The organism is Shinella sp. 1A1, assembly GCF_055379515.1.
Genome location: NZ_AP039671.1, coordinates 1264187 through 1283670 on the forward strand (window position 1 = coordinate 1264187; position 19484 = coordinate 1283670).

Genomic DNA, 19484 nt, shown 5'->3' on the forward strand with positions numbered 1-19484 from the left:
GGAATGGCTCGTTCAGTATGGAAAGGCCCGTTTGTTGACGGCTATCTTCTCAAGAAGGCTGAGAAGGTTCGTGAAGGCGGTCGCAGCGAAGTAATCAAGATCTGGAGCCGTCGCTCCACGATCCTGCCGCAGTTCGTAGGTCTCACCTTCGGTGTCTACAACGGCAGCAAGCACATCCCGGTGGCCGTCAACGAAGACATGGTCGGCCACAAGTTTGGTGAATTCGCTCCGACGCGGACCTACTACGGTCACGGCGCGGACAAGAAGGCGAAGAGGAAGTAACGATGGGTAAGGCTAAAGCCGAACGTCGGCTGAAGGATAACGAGGCGCAGGCTATCGCGCGCACGATCCGCGTCAGCCCCCAGAAGCTCAACCTGCTTGCTGCGCTCATCCGCGGCAAGAAGGTGGACCGCGCTCTCGCCGAGCTCGAGTTCTCGCGCAAGCGTAGCGCCGAGACGGTCAAGAAGACTCTCGAGTCCGCGATCGCCAACGCAGAAAACAACCACGACCTCGACGTCGATTCGCTGATCGTCGCTGAGGCCTATGTCGGCAAGTCGATTGTCATGAAGCGCTTTGCCGCTCGTGGCCGCGGCCGTGCATCGCGGATCGAGAAGCCTTTCTCGCATCTGACGATCGTCGTCCGTGAAGTCGAAGCCAAAGGGGAGGCCGCATAATGGGCCAGAAGATTAATCCGATCGGTTTCCGCCTCGGCATCAACCGTACCTGGGACAGCCGTTGGTTCGCCGACAACGCCGAATACGGCCAGCTGCTCCACGAAGACCTGAAGATCCGCAAGTTCGTACAGGACGAGCTGAAGCAGGCCGGTATCGCCAAGGTCGTCATCGAGCGCCCGCACAAGAAGTGCCGCGTCACGATCCACTCGGCTCGCCCGGGTCTGATCATCGGCAAGAAGGGCGCGGACATCGAGAAGCTCCGCAAGAAGCTTTCCGAGATGACGAATTCCGAAACGCACCTCAACATCGTTGAAGTGCGCAAGCCGGAAGTCGACGCAACGCTGGTCGCTCAGTCGATCGCCCAGCAGCTCGAGCGCCGCGTGGCCTTCCGCCGTGCGATGAAGCGCGCCGTTCAGTCGGCCATGCGTCTTGGCGCCGAAGGCATCAAGATCACCTGCGCCGGCCGTCTCGGCGGTGCGGAAATCGCCCGTACGGAATGGTACCGCGAAGGTCGCGTTCCGCTTCACACGCTGCGTGCAGACATCGACTACGGTACGGCTGAAGCCGAAACCGCATTCGGCATCTGCGGCATCAAGGTCTGGATCTTCAAGGGCGAAATCCTTGAGCACGACCCGATGGCCTCTGAGCGTCGCGCCAGCGAAAGTGACAGCCAGGGTCCCGCAAGCCGTGAACGCGGCGATCGCGGCGACCGTCGTCGTGAAAACGCGTAACAGTCGCGTTTGGCAGCCAATATCGGAGAAGTAAAAAAATGTTGCAGCCAAAGCGTACCAAGTACCGCAAGCAGTTCAAGGGCCGCATCAAGGGTGTCGCCAAGGGCGGCTCCGAGCTCGCCTTCGGCGAGTTCGGCTTGAAGGCTCAGGAACCGAACCGCGTGAACGCTCGCGAGATCGAAGCGGCTCGCCGCGCGATCACCCGTTACATGAAGCGTGCCGGCCGTGTGTGGATCCGCGTGTTCCCCGACACCCCGGTTACCGCGAAGCCCACGGAAGTCCGCATGGGTAAGGGTAAGGGTTCGGTCGAATACTGGGCAGCCAAGGTCAAGCCCGGCCGTATGATGTTCGAGATCGACGGCGTTTCCGAGGAAATCGCGCGTGAAGCGCTTCGCCTCGGCTCGGCCAAGCTCTCGGTCAAGACGCGCTTCGTACAGCGCATTGCAGAGTAAGGAGCGAGAGCGATGAAAGCCGCAGACGTCCGGGCGCTCAGCGCCGACCAGCTCAACGACGAGCTTGCCAAGCTGAAGAAAGAGCAGTTCAACCTGCGCTTCCAGAAGGCCACCGGCCAGCTTGAAAAGACCTCGCGTATCAACGAAGTCCGTAAGGACATCGCGCGCGTCAAGACCATTGCCCGCCAGAAGGCGGCAGAAGCCAAGGCCTAAGGACCAGAAAAATATGCCGAAACGCATTCTGCAGGGCACCGTAGTCAGCGACAAGAACGACAAGACCGTTGTCGTCCGCGTCGAGCGCCGTTTTGCCCACCCGCTGCTTCAGAAGACCGTTCGCCGGTCGAAGAAGTACAAGGCGCATGACGAGACCAACCAGTACAAGGTCGGCGATGTCGTTTCCATCCAGGAATGTGCACCGATCTCCAAGGACAAGCGCTGGACCGTCGTATCGGCCCAGGCTTAAATCATCGGATTTTGCGCCAGGCCCTTGCGTCTGGCGCGGAAATCTGTATGAAGCAGCGCAAGGACGCTCGGAATCGCGAGCGTTCTTTTGCTTTGAGCGCACGGAAGGTCCGTCGGTTCGCCGAAGGGAAACCACCCTGGCAACACACCATCCCGCGCGAAAACATGAATTTCCATAAGCTGGAACAGGGGGCTAACACCCAACCGGTCCGGTAAAACAAGAAGGCGACCTGACATGATTCAGATGCAGACTAACCTCGACGTCGCGGATAATTCCGGCGCACGTCGTGTCATGTGCATCAAGGTGCTGGGCGGCTCCAAGCGCAAGTACGCTTCGGTCGGCGACATTATCGTCGTCTCGATCAAGGAAGCCATCCCGCGCGGCCGCGTGAAGAAGGGTGACGTGATGAAGGCGGTCGTCGTACGCACCGCCAAGGACATCCGTCGCGCCGACGGCAGCGTCATTCGTTTCGACAGCAACGCCGCTGTCCTGATCGACAACAAGAAAGAGCCGATCGGCACCCGTATCTTCGGACCGGTTCCGCGCGAACTTCGCGCCAAGAACCACATGAAGATCATCTCGCTGGCTCCCGAAGTACTCTAAGGAGCGATGGCTATGCAAAAGATTCGTAAAGGCGACAAGGTCGTCGTACTCACCGGCAAGGACAAGGGCCGTACCGGTGAAGTCGTTCAGGTCATGCCGAAGGAAGACCGTGCGGTCGTCAAGGGTATCAACCTGGTGAAGCGTCACCAGCGCCAGACCCAGACCCAGGAAGCCGGCATCATCACCAAGGAAGCTTCGATCCATCTGTCGAACATCGCGATCGCCGACCCCAAGGACGGCAAGCCGACCCGCGTCGGTTTCAAGGTCGAGGGCGACAAGAAGGTTCGTGTAGCAAAGCGTTCGGGAGTGTCGATCGATGGCTGACACCAAGTATGAGCCGCGCCTCAAGAAGGAATACGTCGAGCGTATCCGCAAGGCGCTTCAGGAGCAGTTCTCCTTCGCCAACGAGATGCAGATTCCGCGTCTCGACAAGATCGTCATCAACATGGGCGTAGGCGAAGCCACGGCGGACTCCAAGAAGCCCACCGTTGCAGCTGCCGACCTCGCAGCGATCTCCGGCCAGAAGCCGGTCATCACGCGCGCCCGCAACTCCATCGCGGGCTTCAAGGTCCGTGAAGGCATGCCGATCGGCGCGAAGGTCACCCTGCGCGGCGCCCGCATGTATGAATTTCTGGATCGCCTCGTGAACATCGCGCTGCCCCGCGTACGCGACTTCCGTGGTCTGAACCCGAAGTCCTTCGATGGCCGTGGCAACTTCGCCATGGGCGTCAAGGAGCACATTGTGTTCCCTGAGATCAACTACGACAAGGTTGATCAGATGTGGGGCATGGACATCATCGTTTGCACGACGGCAAAGACGGACGACGAAGCACGGGCTCTTCTGAAAGAGTTCAACTTCCCGTTCCGCGCCTGACCCGTAACGACAAGCGTAAAGAAGGATAACTGTTATGGCTAAAACCAGCGCAGTAGAAAAGAATAACCGTCGCCGCAAGCTTGTCGCCAGCCAGGCTTCCAAGCGCGCCGCTCTCAAGGCGGTCATCATGAACCAGTCTCTTCCGATCGAAGAGCGCTTCAAGGCAACCCTGAAGCTTGCCGAAATGCCGCGCAATGGCTCCAAGACCCGCATTCGCAACCGTTGCGAAGTCACGGGCCGTCCGCGCGCTTTCTATCGCAAACTCAAGATGTCGCGTATTGCGCTTCGCGAACTGGGCAATCTCGGCAAGGTGCCGGGCATCGTCAAGTCGAGCTGGTAAGGAGACGGGTACATGGCAATGACTGATCCCCTGGGCGATATGCTCACCCGTATCCGCAACGGCGCCGCACGCCGCAAGTCGAGCGTTTCCACGCCGGCTTCCAAGCTGCGCGCTCGCGTTCTGGATGTTCTTCAGGCTGAAGGCTACATCCGCGGATACTCCGAAGTCGAATTCGGCAACGGCAAGGCCGAGCTGAACATCGAACTCAAGTACTACGAAGGCGCATCGGTGATCCGCAAGATCGACCGCGTCTCCAAGCCGGGCCGCCGGGTCTATGTCTCGGTAAAGTCCATTCCGCAGGTCGCGAACGGCCTCGGCATCACCATCCTTTCGACCCCGAAGGGCGTGATGGCCGATCACCAGGCACGCGAACAGAACGTTGGTGGCGAGATTCTTTGCTCTGTCTTCTAAGACAGGGCAGGGATCTCCATAACGAACAGACAGGATAAAACAATGTCTCGTATCGGTAAGAAGCCCGTTCCGGTTCCCGCTGGTGTCACCGCGACCGTCGACGGTCAGAAGGTTACCGCCAAGGGCCCGAAGGGCGAACTGTTCTTCGTCGCCAATGACGAAGTTTCGGTCAAGCTCGAAGACAACGCCGTTGTCGTTCAGCCGGTCAACCAGTCCAAGGATGCGCGTTCGAAGTGGGGCATGTCCCGCACGATGATCGAAGGCATCTTCAAGGGCGTGAAGGACGGTTACGAGCGCAAGCTCGAAATCAACGGCGTCGGCTACCGCGCCTCCATGCAGGGCAAGAACCTGCAGCTGGCCCTCGGTTTCAGCCACGACGTCGTCTACCAGACGCCGGAAGGCATCACGATCGCTGTTCCGAAGCCGACCGAAATCATCGTCACCGGCATCAGCAAGCAGCAGGTCGGCCAGGTCGCTGCGGAAATCCGCGAATACCGTGGCCCCGAGCCCTACAAGGGCAAGGGCGTCAAGTATGCGGAAGAACGCATCGTCCGCAAGGAAGGCAAGAAGAAGTAAGGATCACGCGAAATGGCTAGCACTAAAGAAGCTCTCGTGCGCCGCGCCAACCGCGTGCGCCGTTCCATCAAGGCGGTCGCCAACGGCCGTCCGCGCCTGTCGGTTCATCGCTCGTCGAAGAACATCTACGTACAGGTCATCGACGACGTGGCCGGCAAGACCCTTGCCGCCGCTTCGACGCTCGACACCGATCTGCGTTCGTCGCTGAAGACGGGCGCCGACACGGCAGCAGCCGCTGCCGTCGGCAAGCTCATTGCCGAGCGCGCAGTCAAGGCCGGCGTCAAGGACGTCGTCTTCGACCGTGGCGCCTTCCTCTATCACGGCCGCGTCAAGGCTCTTGCCGACGCAGCCCGTGAAGGTGGTCTGAACTTCTGATCTTCGGTCGGGCGCTCCGGCGCCCGCCGACCAGCTCAGGGTATTGGTCGCTTCCATTCCTGAAATGGAGGCGACTTTCGTCAATCTGCCGATTGCACCCGGAAAAGAAAAAGGAAAAGGACAATGGCACAGGAAAAGCGCGGTCGCGATGACCGCCAGAACCGCGAAGAGCGCGACAGCGAGTTTGTCGATAAGCTCGTCGCGATCAACCGCGTCGCGAAGGTCGTCAAGGGCGGCCGTCGTTTCGGTTTTGCAGCTCTCGTCGTCGTCGGCGACCAGAAGGGCCGCGTAGGCTTCGGCCATGGCAAGGCTCGTGAAGTTCCGGAAGCGATCCGGAAGGCCACCGAAGCCGCCAAGCGCGACCTCATCTTCGTTCCGCTGCGCTCGGGCCGCACGCTGCACCACGACGTGCACGGCCGCCACGGCGCCGGCAAGGTTCTGCTTCGTTCGGCCAAGGCCGGTACCGGTATCATCGCCGGTGGTCCGATGCGCGCCGTCTTCGAAACGCTCGGCGTTCACGATGTCGTCGCCAAGTCGACCGGTTCCTCGAACCCGTACAACATGATCCGTGCGACGTTCGACGCTCTCAAGAGCCAGATGCACCCGAAGGACATCGCAGCTCAGCGCGGCATGAAGTACGCCACGCTGCAGGCTCGTCGTCAGTCGGCTGGCGTTGCTGCTGAAGAATAAGGAGCACTGATCCATGGCTAAGAAAGAAACCGCCAAGAAGACGGTGACTGTCGAGCAGATCGGCAGCCCCATCCGCCGTCCGGCCGTACAGCGCGCAACGCTCGTCGGCCTGGGCCTCAACAAGATGCACCGGGTTCGCACGCTGGAAGACACCCCGTCTGTCCGCGGCATGATCCGTGCCGTCCAGCACCTCGTTCGCGTCGTCGACGAGAAGTGAGGGAGTAGAGATCATGAAGCTTAACGAAATCAAGGACAACGAAGGTTCTTCGAAGGGCCGCAAGCGCCTCGGTCGCGGTATCGGCTCCGGCAAGGGCAAGACCGGTGGTCGCGGTGTCAAGGGTCAGAAGGCTCGTTCGGGCGTCGCCATCAACGGCTTCGAAGGCGGTCAGATGCCCATCTACCGTCGCCTGCCGAAGCGCGGCTTCAACAACATCTTCGCATCCGACTTCGTCATCGTTTCCCTGGACCGCGTCCAGAAGGCAATCGATGCCGGCAAGCTCGATGCCAAGGCGACCGTTGACGCAGCCGCTCTCAAGGCTGCCGGCGTCATCCGCCGCGAAAAGGACGGCGTGCGCATCCTCGCCGACGGCGAACTGAAGGCCAAGGTCGCCTTCGAGGTCGCCGGCGCCTCCAAGCCTGCGGTCGAGAAGATCGAAAAGGCCGGCGGCTCGGTGAAGCTGCTGGCCGCAGCAGCGGAAGCCGCGGAATAATTCGACAAAATAGTCGCCCGGTGTGCTTCACACCGGGCGATTTTGCTCCCATATGTGAGCCTCACAACGACCGTCGGGATTCTCGTCCCCATCGTTATCCGGAATAAAAGCCAGGGTGAGGCCGGGATTGCTTGACAATCCGCGTTTCAACCGGTTTAGGCTCCATCCGCCCGCTTCGCCGCAACGGCGCAGGCAGGCACGACGAATTTCAGCATTGGCGATCGGTCCGGGGAGGGCCGGGCGCGAATGCCAACGGATCAGCCAATCCGGACCTGGCCGGGCGTTACCGCCGCCGGATCGGCTTCGCGGAGAAATGCATGGCTTCGGCAGCGGAACAACTTGCCTCTAACCTCAACTTCTCGACTTTCGCCAAGGCGGAAGACCTGAAGAAGCGCCTCTGGTTCACGCTGGGCGCGCTGATCGTCTATCGGCTCGGCACCCATATTCCCCTGCCGGGCCTCAACGCCGAAGCCTTCGCACAGGCCTTCCGCGGCCAGTCGGGCGGTATTCTCGGCCTCTTCAACATGTTCTCCGGCGGCGCCGTCGAGCGCATGGCGATCTTCGCGCTCGGCATCATGCCGTACATTTCCGCGTCGATCATCGTGCAGCTGATGACTTCGGTCGTTCCCTCGCTGGAGCAGCTGAAGAAGGAAGGCGAGCAGGGCCGCAAGATCATCAACCAGTACACCCGCTACGGCACGGTGCTGCTCGGCACGCTGCAGGCCTACGGCATCGCGGTGGGCCTTGAGAGCGGGGCAGGGCTGGTCAACGATCCGGGCTGGTTCTTCCGCATATCCACCGTCATCTCGCTGCTCGGCGGCACCATGTTCCTGATGTGGCTCGGTGAGCAGATCACCTCGCGCGGCATCGGCAACGGCATTTCGCTGATCATCTTCGCCGGCATCGTGGCGGCCCTGCCGCGCGCCCTCGGCAACACGCTGGAACTCGGCCGGACCGGCCAGCTTTCCATCGGCGTCGTGCTTGCGGTCGTCGTCATGGCGGTCTGCGTCATCGCGCTCATCGTCTTCGTCGAGCGCGCCCAGCGCCGCCTGCTGATCCAGTATCCGAAACGCCAGGTCGGCAACCGCATGTTCCAAGGCGATACCTCGCACCTGCCGCTGAAGCTGAACACCTCGGGCGTCATCCCGGCGATCTTCGCCTCCTCGCTGCTGCTGCTGCCGGCAACGGTCGCGGGCTTCTCGAATACGGCTGCGATGCCGAACTGGGCGACGACGATCATCGCCTCGCTCGGCCACGGCAAGCCGCTCTACATGGTGCTCTACGCCGCCATGATCGCCTTCTTCGCCTTCTTCTACACGGCCATCGTCTTCAATCCGAAGGACACGGCCGACAATCTGAAGAAGCACGGCGGCTTCATTCCGGGCATCCGTCCGGGCGAGCGCACCGCCGAATATATCGACTACGTGCTGACCCGCATCACGGTCGTCGGCGCCATTTACCTGATGTTCGTCTGTATCCTTCCCGAAATCCTGATCGCGCAGACCGGGGTGCCATTCTACCTTGGTGGTACGTCGCTTTTGATTGTTGTCAGCGTGACCCTGGATACTGTAGCACAGATACAGGGCCACCTGATCGCCCAGCAGTATGAGGGGCTGATCAAGAAGTCGAAGCTGCGTGGAGGAAAGAGGGGACGATGAGACTGATTTTTCTGGGACCGCCCGGCGCTGGCAAGGGGACTCAAGCCAAGCTCCTGACGGAAAGGCACGGCATTCCGCAGCTTTCCACGGGTGACATGCTGCGCGCGGCCGTCGCCGCCGGAACGGATGTCGGCAAGCGCGCCAAGGCCGTCATGGATGCCGGCCAGCTCGTCTCCGACGCGATCGTCAACGAGATCGTTTCCGACCGCATCGATTCGCCGGATTGTGCCAAGGGCTTCATCCTCGACGGTTACCCGCGCACGGTTCCCCAGGCGGAAGCCCTCGACGGGATCCTCGCCGGCAAGGGTATCGCGCTCGATGCGGTCATCGAGCTGAAGGTGGACGAAGATGCGCTGGTCAAGCGCATGGAGAATCGCGTAGCCGAAACCATTGCCGCCGGCGGCACGGTTCGCTCCGACGACAATCCGGAAGCCTTCAAGCGTCGCCTCACGGAGTACCGTGAGAAGACCGCGCCGCTGTCGAGCTACTATGCTTCGACGGGCAAGCTTCAGACGGTCGACGGCATGGCCGATGTCGACAAGGTGACCGCGCAGATCGCGGGAATCCTCGAGAACGCCTGATATCAGGTTAAAAAGGACGGCCGGGGAGTTGACTTTTTCGGCCGATTCCCCTTAAGACAGCGCCAACTCGCGACATACCATTGCGATCGGCGCGGATTTCGAAGAACGAAGTCCGGGTACGGTCGTTTTCGACATGTCCCGAACATCAGATTGAGCAGCGGCTTTCGTGGCCGTATCGAATGAAGAAGACCACTTGCCGGATGGCAACTGGAAGCAAGGAGAACAGGCGTGGCACGTATCGCTGGCGTCAACATCCCGACCGCGAAGCGCGTCGTAATCGCGCTCCGTTACATTCACGGGATCGGCCCGAAGTTTGCACAGGAAATCATCGAGAAGGTCGGCATCCCGGCTGATCGTCGCGTGCATCAGCTCACGGACGCAGAAATCCTGCAGATCCGTGAAGCCATCGACCGCGACTACCAGGTCGAAGGCGACCTGCGTCGCGAAACCTCGATGAACATCAAGCGTCTCATGGACCTCGGTTGCTACCGTGGCCTGCGTCACCGTCGTAGCCTCCCGGTTCGCGGCCAGCGCACGCACACCAACGCCCGTACCCGCAAGGGTCCGGCCAAGGCCATCGCAGGCAAGAAGAAGTAATTTCCCGGAAACGGGGAACGGGAGGCTGGCGCTTCGCGCCGGCCTCTTTTGAGTTTCGAGCGGGGTCTTGTCCTTTGTCGGGATCCCGGTCGGTGGAGCTGCTGGTACTACGGCAGTGACGATATCGCCGCAGACCTGAGCCTTCGGGCATGTCTGCAAATACTGTTCAGGGCAGGGTTTCGACCCCGCCCGGTGGAGCCGCTGGAATTACGGCGGTGTCGAGATCAACGAAAGGACTATCCATGGCCAAGGAAGCCGCACGCGTCCGCCGTCGCGAACGCAAGAACATCACCTCGGGTGTTGCTCACGTCAATTCTTCGTTCAACAACACGATGATCACCATCACCGACGCACAGGGCAACGCGATTGCCTGGTCGTCCGCCGGTGCAAAGGGCTTCAAGGGTTCGCGCAAGTCGACCCCGTTCGCTGCCCAGATCGCTGCCGAAGACTGCGCCAAGAAGGCCCAGGAACACGGCATGAAGTCGCTGGAAGTCGAAGTCTGCGGTCCGGGTTCCGGCCGTGAATCGGCTCTGCGCGCCCTCCAGGCTGCCGGCTTCATGATCACGTCCATCCGCGACGTGACCCCGATCCCGCACAACGGTTGCCGTCCGCGCAAGAAGCGCCGCGTCTGATCATCGACTTCAAACAACCGTGGAGGCCATCCGGCTTCCGCGGTACTTCAGGGCTCGGCCGTCACGATTGGATGGTGGCGGCGAACGGAAGGCAAAACACATGATCCAGAAAAACTGGCAGGAACTGATCAAGCCGAACAAGGTGGAATTCACCTCCTCCGGCCGCACCAAGGCAAGCCTTGTTGCCGAGCCGCTGGAGCGTGGCTTCGGCCTGACGCTCGGCAACGCGCTGCGTCGCGTGCTCCTGTCGTCGCTGCGCGGTGCGGCTGTTACCGCCGTGCAGATCGACGGCGTCCTGCACGAGTTCTCCTCCATCCCGGGCGTCCGGGAAGATGTGACGGACATCGTGCTCAACATCAAGGAAATCGCCATCAAGATGGATGGCGACGATTCCAAGCGTATGGTCGTGCGCAAGCAGGGTCCGGGCGTCGTAACGGCGGGTGACATCCAGACGGTCGGCGACATCGAGATCCTGAACCCCGACCACGTCATCTGCACCCTCGACGAGGGCGCGGAAATCCGCATGGAGTTCACGGTCAACAACGGCAAGGGCTATGTCCCGGCCGACCGCAACCGCTCCGAAGACGCACCGATCGGCCTCATCCCGGTCGACAGCCTCTACTCGCCGGTCAAGAAAGTGTCCTACAAGGTGGAAAACACCCGTGAAGGCCAGGTTCTCGACTACGACAAGCTGACGATGACCATCGAGACCGACGGTTCCGTCACGGGCGAAGATGCGATCGCGTTCGCGGCCCGCATTCTTCAGGACCAGCTCTCGGTCTTCGTCAACTTCGACGAACCGCAGAAGGAAGCCGAGGAAGAATCGGTCACGGAACTGGCGTTCAACCCGGCGCTCCTCAAGAAGGTCGACGAACTGGAACTTTCCGTCCGTTCGGCGAACTGCCTGAAGAACGACAACATCGTCTATATCGGCGATCTCATTCAGAAGACCGAAGCCGAAATGCTTCGCACTCCGAATTTTGGTCGCAAGTCGCTCAACGAGATCAAGGAAGTTCTCGCTTCCATGGGCCTGCACCTCGGCATGGAAGTGCCCGCATGGCCGCCGGAGAACATCGAAGATCTCGCCAAGCGCTACGAAGACCAGTACTAAGGCCGCACGCGCCCCTCGGGGCGCGCAAAGCTGGCCTTAGCATCTATGAACTGCGCATGTCCCTTTGTCCCGCAAGGCGGGACGGACATGCGCCACCATCAAACGGCAGGCGACTGCCTGCATGTGAAGGAGAATCGAGATGCGCCACCAGAATTCGGGTCGCAAACTCAACCGTACCGCAAGCCACCGCAAGGCGATGTTCGCCAACATGGCTGCCTCGCTCATCCAGCATGAGCAGATCGTAACGACGCTGCCGAAGGCGAAGGAAATCCGCCCGATCGTCGAGAAGCTCGTCACCCTCGGCAAGCGCGGCGACCTGCACGCCCGTCGCCAGGCGATCTCGCAGATCCGCGACGTTGCTGTCGTTTCGAAGCTCTTCGACGCGATCGCAAGCCGCTACGCTAACCGTAACGGTGGCTACCTGCGCATCATGAAGGCCGGCTTCCGCCACGGCGACAACGCCCCGCTCGCAGTCATCGAGTTCGTCGACCGCGACGTCGATGCCAAGGGCGCTGCCGACAAGGCCCGCGTAGCCGCTGAAGAAGCTGCTGCCGAAGCAGCCTGATCCTTCGGGATACGAAAACAGCAAAAGGCCGGAAGAGCGATCTTCCGGCCTTTTGCTGTTATGCCCTGTTGAATTGCGGCCGTCCGCCCGTCCCGCGCTTCCAGCGATTGAAGGGCGTTCGCACGAGGCGCCAGGCAAGCAGCAGCGCGACGAGGCCGATATAGGTCCACGGCTCCAGACCCACGACCTTGACGGACATGGCGAAGTGCAGCGCGCCTGCGGCGGCAATGATGTAGACGAGCCGGTGCAGCTTCACCCAGCGCGGCCCCAGCCGGCGGATCGACCAATTGTTGGAGGTCAGCGCCAGCGGGATCAGGAACACGAAGGCCGCCATGCCGATGGTGATGAAGGGCCGCTTGGCGATATCGACCAGGATCGCCTGGAAATTCAGGTACTGGTCGAGCACCATATAGGTCAGGAAGTGCATCAGCACATACCAGAAGGCGAGCAGCCCGAGGGCGCGCCGATAGCGGATCCAGTTGATGCCGGCAAGGTCGCGCAGCGGCGTGATTGCGAGCGTGGCGACGAGGAACCGCAGCGCCCAGAGCCCCAGCAGGTGCTCGAATTCCTTCACCGGATTGCCCGGAAGCCCGCCCGTCGCCCCGAGCCAGAAGCCGTAGGCCGCAGGCGCAAGCCCGGCGGCATAGAGCAGCCAGATTGATGCGGTGTGGTACTTGCGGGGCAGGGCGGGCAGCAGAGCCATCAGTAATTGGCCCTGAGGTCCATGCCGGCATAGAGGCTCGCTACCTCGTCCGCATAGCCGTTGAAGGGCAGGGTCGGGCGCCTGTTGGCGCCGAAGAAGCCGCCTTCGCCGATGCGGTTCTCGCTCGCCTGGCTCCAGCGCGGGTGATCGACCTCCGGATTGACGTTGGCGTAGAAACCATATTCCTCGGGTGCGGAAATATTCCAGGTCGAGGGCGGCTGCTTGTCGGTGAGGGTGATCTTCACGATCGACTTGATGCCCTTGAAGCCGTATTTCCACGGCACGACGAGCCGGACCGGCGCGCCGTTCTGGTTCGGCAGCGTCTTGCCGTAGACACCGACGGAGAGGATCGCCAGCGGATGGCGCGCCTCGTCGAGCCTCAGGCCCTCGACATAGGGCCAGGGCAGGGACTGGAAGAAACCGGACTGACCGGGCATCTCCTTCGGCCGGACGACCGTTTCGAAGGCGACGTATTTCGCATCGCCGAGCGGCTCGACCTTGTCGAGGAGTGCTGCGAGCGGAAAACCGACCCAGGGGATCACCATCGACCAGGCTTCCACGCAGCGCATGCGGTAGACCCGGTCCTCGAGCGGCATGGCCAGCAGCTCCTCCAGCCCGAATTCCTTCGGCTTGCCGACGAGGCCGCCGACCTTGATGGTCCAGGGCGTCGGCTTGAATTTCTCCGAATTCGCCTGCGGGTCGCCCTTGCCCATGCCGAATTCATAGAAATTGTTGTAGCTGGTCACGTCCTTTTCCGGCGTCAGCTTCTCGTCGACGGTATAGGCGCTCTTCGACGCCTTCAGCGCTTCGGCGAAGGCGGGCGTTCCGGCGGCTGCCAGCATGCCGCCGGCGGCCGCGGCGAGAAAAGAGCGCCGGTTGAAGAAACAGCTTTCCGGCGTGATCTCGGAGGCATTGATGCGGGGCGGGCGATAGAGGGTCATGGCGGCTCGATCCATTCGGTTGCTTGCCTGATACCTACGTAAAGAACTCCCATGTTGTTTCAACGGCGGGGAAGATTTGCGGCAACCACTTTTTCGTGCGCGCCGCGTGAGCGTCGGCGCATGAAAAGACCTGCGCGGTTTGCCTTTTTTCCTGCGAAATCCTATCTGATCGTGACGTGGAAACGAAGGAGACTCGTCCATGCTGAAAGCCCGCATCCTGCTTGCCGCCCCCGTTGTCATGGCGCTGGCGCTGGTGACACCCGCAACGGCCCAGGAGCGAACCGTGCCCCAATCGCGCACGGAGATGCAGCTCTCCTTCGCGCCGCTCGTCAAGCAGGTCGAGAATGCCGTCGTCAACGTCTATGCCGAGCGCGTCGTCGAGCGCCGCTCGATCTTCGAGGGCGACCCCTTCTTCGAGGAATTCTTCGGCCAGCGCATGCCGAACCGCAGCGAGAAACAGTCCTCCCTCGGCTCGGGCGTCATTGTCGGCGCCAAGGGCTTCGTGGTGACCAACAACCACGTCATCGAGGGCGCGAGCGACATCAAGGTCGCGCTTGCCGACGGCCGCGAATTCGAGAGCACCGTCGTGCTCAAGGACGAGCGCGTCGACCTCGCCGTGCTGAAGATCAAGTCGGATGCCGATTTCGCCACCCTGCCGCTCGGGGACAGCGATGCTGTCCAGGTCGGCGATCTGGTGCTGGCCATCGGCAATCCCTTCGGCGTCGGCCAGACGGTGACGAGCGGCATCGTCTCGGCGCTTGCCCGCAACCAGGTGCGCTCGGGCGATTTCGGCTTCTTCATCCAGACGGACGCCGCGATCAATCCCGGTAATTCCGGCGGCGGCCTCATCAACATGAACGGTGAGCTGATCGGCATCAACACCGCCATCTTCTCGCGCGGCGGCGGCTCGAACGGCGTCGGCTTCGCCATTCCCGCCAATCTCGTGAAGACCTTCGTCGCCAGCGCCGAGAACGGCAACGCCACCTTCGATCGCCCCTTCATCGGCGCGACTTTCGATCCGGTGACCTCGGAAGTTGCCGACGCCCTCGGTCTCGACCGCGCCCGTGGCGCGCTCATTTCGCAGGTCCAGCCCGGCAGTCCGGCGGAAAAGGCCGGCATGAAGGCCGGACAGGTCGTCACCGCCGTCAACGGCATCCCGGTCGAGCATCCCGATGCGCTGGGCTATCGCCTCACCACCGTCGGCATCGGCGGCACGGCCCGCATCACCGTCATCGCCGACGGCAAGGAGCAGGAGCTGACGCTTTCCCTCGACCGCGCGCCCGAGACGACGCCGCGTGACGAGCGGCTGATCGAGGGCCGCAATCCCTTCTCCGGCGCGGTCGTCGCGAACCTCTCGCCGCGCGTCGCCGAGGAGCTGCGCATGCCGACCAACAAGACGACCACCGGCGTGGTGATCACCGAGATCAACCGCGGCTCGCCCGCCGCGCGCATCGGACTTCAGCCGCGCGACATCGTCATCGAGCTGAACGGCACGCCCGTCACCACCACCGAGAAGCTCGCCGCGCTCGTCGGCGAGGATCCGTCCATCTGGCGCGTCGAGATCGAGCGCGACGGCCAGCGCATCCGCCAGTTCTTCCGATGAGCGACCTCTTCGCCCCGCGTGAACCGGAGGAAATGGCGGCAAAACGGCCCCTGGCCGACCGCCTGCGCCCCCGCACGCTGGGCGAGGTCTCCGGTCAGGAGCACCTGACCGGTCCGGATGGTGTGCTCTCGCGCATGATCGAGGCGGGTTCGCTCGGCTCGATGATCTTCTGGGGCCCGCCGGGCACCGGCAAGACGACGGTCGCGCGCCTGCTTTCCGGCGAGACGGGCCTTGCCTTCGAGCAGATCTCGGCGATCTTCTCCGGCGTCGCCGATCTCAAGAAGGTCTTCGAGGCCGCGCGCCTGCGCCGCATGGGCGGCCGCCAGACCCTGCTTTTCGTCGACGAGATCCATCGCTTCAACCGCGCCCAGCAGGACAGTTTCCTGCCGGTCATGGAGGACGGCACCATCGTGCTTGTCGGCGCGACGACGGAAAACCCGTCCTTCGAGCTCAATGCCGCTCTTCTCTCGCGCGCCCGCGTTCTGACCTTCAAGCCGCATGACGAGCAGAGCCTGGAAGAGCTGCTGAAGCGCGCCGAGGCCATCGAGGAAAAGCCGTTGCCGCTCGACGGAGAGGCACGCGCCTCGCTGCTGCGCATGGCCGACGGCGACGGGCGGGCGGTGCTGACGCTGGCCGAGGAAGTGTGGCGGGCGGCGCGCTCCGGCGAGGCCTTCGGCCAGGACGATCTCTTCCGCATCGTCCAGCGCCGCGCGCCGGTCTACGACAAGTCGCAGGACGGCCACTACAACCTCATCTCCGCCCTGCACAAGGCCGTGCGCGGCTCGGACCCCGATGCGGCGCTCTACTATCTCACCCGCATGTTGGATGCTGGCGAGGACCCGCTGTTCCTCTGCCGCCGCATGGTGCGCATGGCGGTGGAGGATATCGGTCTTGCCGATCCGCAGGCGCTCGTCGTCTGCAATGCGGCGAAGGACGCCTACGATTTCCTTGGCTCGCCGGAAGGCGAGCTGGCGCTGGCGCAGGCCTGTATCTATCTCGCCACCGCCCCGAAATCCAACGCCGTCTACACCGCCTACAAGTCCGCCATGCGCGCGGCGAAGGAAAACGGCTCCCTGCTGCCGCCCAAGCACATCCTCAACGCCCCGACCAAGCTGATGAAGGGCGAGGGCTATGGCGAAGGCTACCGCTACGACCATGACGAGCCGGAGGCCTTTTCCGGTCAGGATTATTTCCCGGAGAAGATGGGCCGCCGCACCTTCTACGATCCGCCGGAGCGCGGCTTCGAGCGGGAGCTGCGCAAGCGGCTGGAATGGTGGGCGAAGCTGCGCCGGGAGAAGGCCGGGAACGGCTAGGACAGATCGCCATTCAGTCCAGCAGGCCTGCAACTTTTGGGCTTCCGGTGCTCACGTACGGAAAGTACGCTGCGCTCCGGATCCCGGAAAAGCACCATTTTCGGCTCAGCCTGAACTGAATGTCGATCGGCCCTAGGCGGCGCCGAAGCGGGGCGCCGGCTTTTGCGGCGCCTGCGGCGCCAGCTTGATCGAGGATTCCGCCTTGCCGGGAAGGCCCTCCATGTCCACCACCACATGCCAGTGGCCGCTTTGCGGGATCTTCAGCCGGATCGGCGATTGCTTTGCAACGCCGCCGAGGAACTTGTGCTGGCGAGCATTCCTGAAAAGATCGAAATTGGCATGGCTCATCAGGCGCACATTGGCGACGGCCGAAAGCGTGATCTCGATCACCGTGCCGCTGCGCTGCATGTCGAGGTCGTAATGCGTATAGGAAAAGCTGTGCGCCATGGATCGCCCGGATATCTGGGATAGCGCAGATATGATGGCATGCGCCGGTTAACGTTCCCTTCTCGCAGGCGATGCGGCTCCCTGGCAATAGTGACGCATATTCAAACGGTTGTCCTGGAAAGCGGATTCAAATCGGCAGCGACTTGATTCAAAGTCGCAGGCGCGTTGGATGAGAATGCCGATGTCAAAGAGCCGTCATTGCGAAAGCGAATCTAACACGGTGGCCGAGGCCGGGGAGATTGGCGGGCGAAATCTCCGCAAAGGGCGAAGCCCGGATGCGGAGAGGTGCATCCGGGCTTCGCCGCGCCCGTGAGGCCGTCTGCCGGCGGGGCACGGCCGATCGACCCATATCGGCGGCTCGCTCGGTGGCAGACGCGGACGCGTTTTGCGCGGATGGCCAGAGCCATCCGGTAGCGGAAATGTCGCATGGGCTGGATTGGCGCGCTGTTTCCCGCGGAACAGCTCAGAGCGTTTCCGTCCAGGCCTTCACCGTCTTCGCCATGGTGGCGAGGTGGTCGGCGGCGGAGAAGCCGGAAATGCTCTTGCGGGGCTTGAGGTCATGGTCGCCGTCCTCGAGCCACAGGAAGCGGATGCGCTCCGGCAGGCCATAGGCCGGAACCTCCTCGCTCGTGCCGAAGGGATCGCGCGTTCCCTGGCAGATCAGCGTCGGCACGCGAAGCGCCGTCAGATGCGCGGTGCGAAGCTGCGCCGGCTTTTCCGGCGGGTGGAAGGGATAGCCGAGGCAGAGGAGGCCGGCGATGCGGCCTTCGGCGTAAAGCCCGTCCGCCACCATGCTGGCGACGCGCCCGCCCATCGACTTGCCGCCGATGACGAGCTTGCCCTTGGTGCCGAGCTCGGTGACGGCGGCGCAAAATTCCGGGTTCAGGGTCTCGGCCTTCGGCGGCGGCCTGCGGCTGCCCTCCGTGCGCCGCGCCGCCATGTAGGAGAACTCGAAGCGGGCGACGCGCAGGCCCTCGGCCGCCAGCGCCGTCGCCGCCGCATTCATCGCCGGCGAATCCATCGGCGCGCCGCTGCCATGGGCAAGCAGCAGAGTGGCGGGCGCATCCTGCGGGCCGGTGAAGAGGAAGGGCAGGCTCATGCGGCCATCTTACTTCGCGTGGTCCCTGACGTCGCCGGGCGCGATCGGGTCGCTGGCCGGAAAGGTCTCCTCCAGCGCTTCTTCCAGATAGTCGTCCTGCTCGGCCTTGAGGCTCTTTTCCTTCTGGCGGGCCTGTTCCTTTTCCAGCGAAGCCTTGGGGCTGTCCTTTTCCGTCGCCATGGTCATCTCCTTCGGTCGTGTTCACAGGATAGCGTGTTTTGCGGCGGGGGCGAAGGGTTGGCAGCGAAAGTGCCCTAGCTCTCCGGCAGTGAAAGCTCGGCGATGACCGGCAGGTGGTTCGAGCCGAAGGCCGGGCCGATGCGATGCGCCCGCACGGAAATATCCGGCGATACGACGATATGGTCGATCGAGGCGCCGATATAGGCGAGGGCGTCGAGCTTCATGCTGAAGCGCGTCACCGGCTGCAGCCAGCCGCCCGCGGTGGAGGCCAGGCCGGCCTGTCGCAGGAAGCCGCGGAAGAACGGCGACCAGGTGGGCGTGTTCCAGTCGCCGGCGACGATGACCGGCCCCTTTTCGAGATCGCCCTTTACCGCATCGGCGGCGGCGGAAAGATAGGCGTTGCGGTCGCGCCACTGCCAGGGCCGGCGCGGCGTTTCGGGATGGAAGGCGTAGAGGAAGAGCGGTTTTCCGCCGAGGTCTAGCTCGAGACGCAGCGGCTGCTTGTAGGCGCGCTCCTCGGTGAAGGCGCGCTTCAGCTCGGTCTCGGCGCGGATCGGCAGGCGGGAAAAGACCTTCAGGCTGTCGCGTGCGCGGCTTTCCGCGCTGCTCTGGTAAGGGTAGAGCCCGGCGGCCGAAAGCGCCTCGTCCCAGGCGCGGGTCGTTTCCTCCAGAACCACGATGTCGGGCTTTTCCCGGCGCAGGATCTCGATGAAGCCGGCGGGCCCCTCGACATTTCCGACGAACAGATTGGCCGTGAGGACCTTGAGCCCTCCGCCGCCGTCGCGGGCGGGGCGGGCGGTCGGCACGTCGAAGGCGGGAATGAGCGCGACGCCGATGCCGAGCAGCGCCATCGCGATCGCCTTCAGCCGCCGCGTCACCAGGGCGCCGACGAGGAAGAGGGCGCCGATGGTCACCACATAGGGCCAGGCGAAGGTGAGGAGATCGACGAGCCAGAACCGGTCGGCGGCAAGCACCACGACGCTGACGGCGAAGAGATAGGCGATGACGCCCGGCAGGATGAGGACGCGATAGGCAAGGGCGACCAGCCCCCGGCGCGGCGTTGTCTGCATCGACTGTTCCTTCTGCATCACGGGATTCGGTTCAGGTCGATTCCCGTAACGGGAGGTTTGCATGTACCGTGTGCATGCCGAGGCT

The 19484-nt window shown here is 62.8% G+C and carries 30 protein-coding genes; 24 read left to right on the plus strand and 6 right to left on the minus strand.

The window, feature by feature from the left end:
- Positions 1-3 precede the first annotated feature (3 nt).
- The 22 genes from rpsS to rplQ all read left to right on the plus strand — a co-directional run bounded on the left by rpsS (position 4) and on the right by rplQ (position 12043).
- Complete coding sequence (gene rpsS, locus ACZ48C_RS06340) at positions 4-282, plus strand: 30S ribosomal protein S19 (protein ID WP_023517272.1); 279 nt, start codon at positions 4-6, stop codon at positions 280-282.
- Between the two features lie 2 nt (positions 283-284).
- The gene (gene rplV, locus ACZ48C_RS06345; RefSeq protein ID WP_023514179.1) at positions 285-674 is read left to right on the plus strand and encodes a 50S ribosomal protein L22; all 390 of its coding nucleotides are present in this window, start codon (positions 285-287) and stop codon (positions 672-674) included.
- Complete coding sequence (rpsC, locus tag ACZ48C_RS06350; RefSeq protein ID WP_064329856.1) at positions 674-1405, plus strand: 30S ribosomal protein S3; 732 nt, start codon at positions 674-676, stop codon at positions 1403-1405. Before rplV ends, rpsC begins: the two co-directional genes overlap by 1 nt.
- A gap of 38 nt (positions 1406-1443) precedes the next feature.
- On the plus strand, positions 1444-1857 hold the full coding sequence (gene rplP, locus ACZ48C_RS06355; protein WP_119258428.1) for a 50S ribosomal protein L16: 414 nt from the start codon (positions 1444-1446) through the stop codon (positions 1855-1857).
- 12 nt (positions 1858-1869) lie between these two features.
- The gene (gene rpmC, locus ACZ48C_RS06360) at positions 1870-2070 is read left to right on the plus strand and encodes a 50S ribosomal protein L29 (RefSeq protein WP_119258427.1); all 201 of its coding nucleotides are present in this window, start codon (positions 1870-1872) and stop codon (positions 2068-2070) included.
- A gap of 13 nt (positions 2071-2083) precedes the next feature.
- Entirely contained in the window at positions 2084-2320 is a 237-nt protein-coding gene (gene rpsQ / locus ACZ48C_RS06365; RefSeq protein WP_119258426.1) for a 30S ribosomal protein S17, read from the plus strand.
- Between the two features lie 234 nt (positions 2321-2554).
- A complete protein-coding gene (gene rplN, locus ACZ48C_RS06370; RefSeq protein WP_119258425.1) occupies positions 2555-2923 on the plus strand; it encodes a 50S ribosomal protein L14 in 369 nt (122 codons plus the stop codon).
- A 12-nt stretch (positions 2924-2935) separates the two neighbouring features.
- On the plus strand, positions 2936-3247 hold the full coding sequence (gene rplX, locus ACZ48C_RS06375) for a 50S ribosomal protein L24 (protein ID WP_024270443.1): 312 nt from the start codon (positions 2936-2938) through the stop codon (positions 3245-3247).
- Positions 3240-3797, plus strand: a complete 558-nt coding sequence (rplE, locus tag ACZ48C_RS06380) for a 50S ribosomal protein L5 (protein ID WP_119258424.1) — start codon at positions 3240-3242, stop codon at positions 3795-3797. Before rplX ends, rplE begins: the two co-directional genes overlap by 8 nt.
- A gap of 34 nt (positions 3798-3831) precedes the next feature.
- Positions 3832-4137 carry a 30S ribosomal protein S14 gene (rpsN, locus tag ACZ48C_RS06385; RefSeq protein WP_119258423.1) on the plus strand — a complete coding sequence of 102 codons (306 nt, stop codon included), beginning with the start codon at positions 3832-3834 and terminating at the stop codon, positions 4135-4137.
- Positions 4138-4149: 12 nt separating this feature from the next.
- Complete coding sequence (gene rpsH, locus ACZ48C_RS06390; RefSeq protein WP_064329860.1) at positions 4150-4548, plus strand: 30S ribosomal protein S8; 399 nt, start codon at positions 4150-4152, stop codon at positions 4546-4548.
- 42 nt (positions 4549-4590) lie between these two features.
- Complete coding sequence (gene rplF, locus ACZ48C_RS06395) at positions 4591-5124, plus strand: 50S ribosomal protein L6 (RefSeq protein WP_119258422.1); 534 nt, start codon at positions 4591-4593, stop codon at positions 5122-5124.
- A 12-nt stretch (positions 5125-5136) separates the two neighbouring features.
- Positions 5137-5499, plus strand: a complete 363-nt coding sequence (gene rplR / locus ACZ48C_RS06400) for a 50S ribosomal protein L18 (protein ID WP_119258421.1) — start codon at positions 5137-5139, stop codon at positions 5497-5499.
- A 123-nt stretch (positions 5500-5622) separates the two neighbouring features.
- Positions 5623-6189, plus strand: coding sequence for a 30S ribosomal protein S5 (gene rpsE / locus ACZ48C_RS06405; RefSeq protein ID WP_119258420.1), 567 nt, complete (start codon positions 5623-5625; stop codon positions 6187-6189).
- A 13-nt stretch (positions 6190-6202) separates the two neighbouring features.
- Complete coding sequence (rpmD, locus tag ACZ48C_RS06410) at positions 6203-6406, plus strand: 50S ribosomal protein L30 (RefSeq protein WP_119258419.1); 204 nt, start codon at positions 6203-6205, stop codon at positions 6404-6406.
- A gap of 13 nt (positions 6407-6419) precedes the next feature.
- Positions 6420-6899: a 50S ribosomal protein L15 gene (gene rplO / locus ACZ48C_RS06415; RefSeq protein ID WP_119258418.1), complete on the plus strand. Its 480-nt coding sequence runs from the start codon at positions 6420-6422 to the stop codon at positions 6897-6899.
- Between the two features lie 317 nt (positions 6900-7216).
- The gene (gene secY, locus ACZ48C_RS06420) at positions 7217-8557 is read left to right on the plus strand and encodes a preprotein translocase subunit SecY (protein WP_119258417.1); all 1341 of its coding nucleotides are present in this window, start codon (positions 7217-7219) and stop codon (positions 8555-8557) included.
- Positions 8554-9138 (plus strand): adenylate kinase, encoded by a 585-nt coding sequence (locus tag ACZ48C_RS06425; RefSeq protein ID WP_464782518.1) that lies wholly within the window; start codon positions 8554-8556, stop codon positions 9136-9138. Before secY ends, ACZ48C_RS06425 begins: the two co-directional genes overlap by 4 nt.
- 228 nt (positions 9139-9366) lie before the next feature.
- Complete coding sequence (gene rpsM, locus ACZ48C_RS06430) at positions 9367-9735, plus strand: 30S ribosomal protein S13 (protein ID WP_119258415.1); 369 nt, start codon at positions 9367-9369, stop codon at positions 9733-9735.
- 242 nt (positions 9736-9977) lie between these two features.
- A complete protein-coding gene (rpsK, locus tag ACZ48C_RS06435) occupies positions 9978-10367 on the plus strand; it encodes a 30S ribosomal protein S11 (RefSeq protein WP_023513823.1) in 390 nt (129 codons plus the stop codon).
- 100 nt (positions 10368-10467) lie between these two features.
- A complete protein-coding gene (locus ACZ48C_RS06440) occupies positions 10468-11478 on the plus strand; it encodes a DNA-directed RNA polymerase subunit alpha (protein WP_119258414.1) in 1011 nt (336 codons plus the stop codon).
- A gap of 139 nt (positions 11479-11617) precedes the next feature.
- Complete coding sequence (gene rplQ, locus ACZ48C_RS06445) at positions 11618-12043, plus strand: 50S ribosomal protein L17 (protein ID WP_119258413.1); 426 nt, start codon at positions 11618-11620, stop codon at positions 12041-12043.
- 58 nt (positions 12044-12101) lie between these two features.
- Here the strand turns inward: rplQ and msrQ are convergent, their stop codons facing one another.
- Both msrQ and msrP read right to left on the minus strand, forming a co-directional pair.
- Positions 12102-12746: a protein-methionine-sulfoxide reductase heme-binding subunit MsrQ gene (msrQ, locus tag ACZ48C_RS06450; protein WP_464782519.1), complete on the minus strand. Its 645-nt coding sequence runs from the start codon at positions 12744-12746 to the stop codon at positions 12102-12104.
- Positions 12746-13687, minus strand: coding sequence for a protein-methionine-sulfoxide reductase catalytic subunit MsrP (gene msrP / locus ACZ48C_RS06455; protein WP_119258449.1), 942 nt, complete (start codon positions 13685-13687; stop codon positions 12746-12748). Before msrP ends, msrQ begins: the two co-directional genes overlap by 1 nt.
- 199 nt (positions 13688-13886) lie before the next feature.
- Between msrP and ACZ48C_RS06460 the strand changes: the two genes are divergently transcribed.
- Together ACZ48C_RS06460 and ACZ48C_RS06465 are read left to right on the plus strand one after the other, a co-directional pair.
- Positions 13887-15290: a DegQ family serine endoprotease gene (locus tag ACZ48C_RS06460; protein ID WP_413251120.1), complete on the plus strand. Its 1404-nt coding sequence runs from the start codon at positions 13887-13889 to the stop codon at positions 15288-15290.
- Positions 15287-16603: a replication-associated recombination protein A gene (locus tag ACZ48C_RS06465; protein WP_464782520.1), complete on the plus strand. Its 1317-nt coding sequence runs from the start codon at positions 15287-15289 to the stop codon at positions 16601-16603. The genes ACZ48C_RS06460 and ACZ48C_RS06465 overlap by 4 nt, the downstream gene beginning before the upstream one ends.
- A gap of 132 nt (positions 16604-16735) precedes the next feature.
- Here the strand turns inward: ACZ48C_RS06465 and ACZ48C_RS06470 are convergent, their stop codons facing one another.
- The 4 genes from ACZ48C_RS06470 to ACZ48C_RS06485 all read right to left on the minus strand — a co-directional run bounded on the left by ACZ48C_RS06470 (position 16736) and on the right by ACZ48C_RS06485 (position 19399).
- Positions 16736-17050, minus strand: coding sequence for a DUF1883 domain-containing protein (locus ACZ48C_RS06470; RefSeq protein WP_464782521.1), 315 nt, complete (start codon positions 17048-17050; stop codon positions 16736-16738).
- A 463-nt stretch (positions 17051-17513) separates the two neighbouring features.
- Positions 17514-18149, minus strand: coding sequence for an alpha/beta hydrolase family protein (locus ACZ48C_RS06475; protein WP_464782522.1), 636 nt, complete (start codon positions 18147-18149; stop codon positions 17514-17516).
- Between the two features lie 9 nt (positions 18150-18158).
- Positions 18159-18329: a hypothetical protein gene (locus tag ACZ48C_RS06480; RefSeq protein WP_318911432.1), complete on the minus strand. Its 171-nt coding sequence runs from the start codon at positions 18327-18329 to the stop codon at positions 18159-18161.
- Between the two features lie 74 nt (positions 18330-18403).
- On the minus strand, positions 18404-19399 hold the full coding sequence (locus tag ACZ48C_RS06485; protein ID WP_464782523.1) for an endonuclease/exonuclease/phosphatase family protein: 996 nt from the start codon (positions 19397-19399) through the stop codon (positions 18404-18406).
- Positions 19400-19484: the final 85 nt, after the last annotated feature.

What these genes read in the sequence shown, in the direction of transcription:
- rpsS (WP_023517272.1), top strand. Translation starts at nt 4, where the DNA reads ATGGCTCGTTCAGTATGGAAAGGCCCGTTTGTTGACGGCTATCTTCTC.
- rplV (WP_023514179.1), top strand. Translation starts at nt 285, where the DNA reads ATGGGTAAGGCTAAAGCCGAACGTCGGCTGAAGGATAACGAGGCGCAG.
- rpsC (WP_064329856.1), top strand. Translation starts at nt 674, where the DNA reads ATGGGCCAGAAGATTAATCCGATCGGTTTCCGCCTCGGCATCAACCGT.
- rplP (WP_119258428.1), top strand. Translation starts at nt 1,444, where the DNA reads ATGTTGCAGCCAAAGCGTACCAAGTACCGCAAGCAGTTCAAGGGCCGC.
- rpmC (WP_119258427.1), top strand. Translation starts at nt 1,870, where the DNA reads ATGAAAGCCGCAGACGTCCGGGCGCTCAGCGCCGACCAGCTCAACGAC.
- rpsQ (WP_119258426.1), top strand. Translation starts at nt 2,084, where the DNA reads ATGCCGAAACGCATTCTGCAGGGCACCGTAGTCAGCGACAAGAACGAC.
- rplN (WP_119258425.1), top strand. Translation starts at nt 2,555, where the DNA reads ATGATTCAGATGCAGACTAACCTCGACGTCGCGGATAATTCCGGCGCA.
- rplX (WP_024270443.1), top strand. Translation starts at nt 2,936, where the DNA reads ATGCAAAAGATTCGTAAAGGCGACAAGGTCGTCGTACTCACCGGCAAG.
- rplE (WP_119258424.1), top strand. Translation starts at nt 3,240, where the DNA reads ATGGCTGACACCAAGTATGAGCCGCGCCTCAAGAAGGAATACGTCGAG.
- rpsN (WP_119258423.1), top strand. Translation starts at nt 3,832, where the DNA reads ATGGCTAAAACCAGCGCAGTAGAAAAGAATAACCGTCGCCGCAAGCTT.
- rpsH (WP_064329860.1), top strand. Translation starts at nt 4,150, where the DNA reads ATGGCAATGACTGATCCCCTGGGCGATATGCTCACCCGTATCCGCAAC.
- rplF (WP_119258422.1), top strand. Translation starts at nt 4,591, where the DNA reads ATGTCTCGTATCGGTAAGAAGCCCGTTCCGGTTCCCGCTGGTGTCACC.
- rplR (WP_119258421.1), top strand. Translation starts at nt 5,137, where the DNA reads ATGGCTAGCACTAAAGAAGCTCTCGTGCGCCGCGCCAACCGCGTGCGC.
- rpsE (WP_119258420.1), top strand. Translation starts at nt 5,623, where the DNA reads ATGGCACAGGAAAAGCGCGGTCGCGATGACCGCCAGAACCGCGAAGAG.
- rpmD (WP_119258419.1), top strand. Translation starts at nt 6,203, where the DNA reads ATGGCTAAGAAAGAAACCGCCAAGAAGACGGTGACTGTCGAGCAGATC.
- rplO (WP_119258418.1), top strand. Translation starts at nt 6,420, where the DNA reads ATGAAGCTTAACGAAATCAAGGACAACGAAGGTTCTTCGAAGGGCCGC.
- secY (WP_119258417.1), top strand. Translation starts at nt 7,217, where the DNA reads ATGGCTTCGGCAGCGGAACAACTTGCCTCTAACCTCAACTTCTCGACT.
- ACZ48C_RS06425 (WP_464782518.1), top strand. Translation starts at nt 8,554, where the DNA reads ATGAGACTGATTTTTCTGGGACCGCCCGGCGCTGGCAAGGGGACTCAA.
- rpsK (WP_023513823.1), top strand. Translation starts at nt 9,978, where the DNA reads ATGGCCAAGGAAGCCGCACGCGTCCGCCGTCGCGAACGCAAGAACATC.
- ACZ48C_RS06440 (WP_119258414.1), top strand. Translation starts at nt 10,468, where the DNA reads ATGATCCAGAAAAACTGGCAGGAACTGATCAAGCCGAACAAGGTGGAA.
- rplQ (WP_119258413.1), top strand. Translation starts at nt 11,618, where the DNA reads ATGCGCCACCAGAATTCGGGTCGCAAACTCAACCGTACCGCAAGCCAC.
- msrQ (WP_464782519.1), bottom strand. Translation starts at nt 12,746, where the DNA reads ATGGCTCTGCTGCCCGCCCTGCCCCGCAAGTACCACACCGCATCAATC.
- msrP (WP_119258449.1), bottom strand. Translation starts at nt 13,687, where the DNA reads ATGACCCTCTATCGCCCGCCCCGCATCAATGCCTCCGAGATCACGCCG.
- ACZ48C_RS06460 (WP_413251120.1), top strand. Translation starts at nt 13,887, where the DNA reads ATGCTGAAAGCCCGCATCCTGCTTGCCGCCCCCGTTGTCATGGCGCTG.
- ACZ48C_RS06465 (WP_464782520.1), top strand. Translation starts at nt 15,287, where the DNA reads ATGAGCGACCTCTTCGCCCCGCGTGAACCGGAGGAAATGGCGGCAAAA.
- ACZ48C_RS06470 (WP_464782521.1), bottom strand. Translation starts at nt 17,050, where the DNA reads ATGGCGCACAGCTTTTCCTATACGCATTACGACCTCGACATGCAGCGC.
- ACZ48C_RS06475 (WP_464782522.1), bottom strand. Translation starts at nt 18,149, where the DNA reads ATGAGCCTGCCCTTCCTCTTCACCGGCCCGCAGGATGCGCCCGCCACT.
- ACZ48C_RS06480 (WP_318911432.1), bottom strand. Translation starts at nt 18,329, where the DNA reads ATGGCGACGGAAAAGGACAGCCCCAAGGCTTCGCTGGAAAAGGAACAG.
- ACZ48C_RS06485 (WP_464782523.1), bottom strand. Translation starts at nt 19,399, where the DNA reads ATGCAGACAACGCCGCGCCGGGGGCTGGTCGCCCTTGCCTATCGCGTC.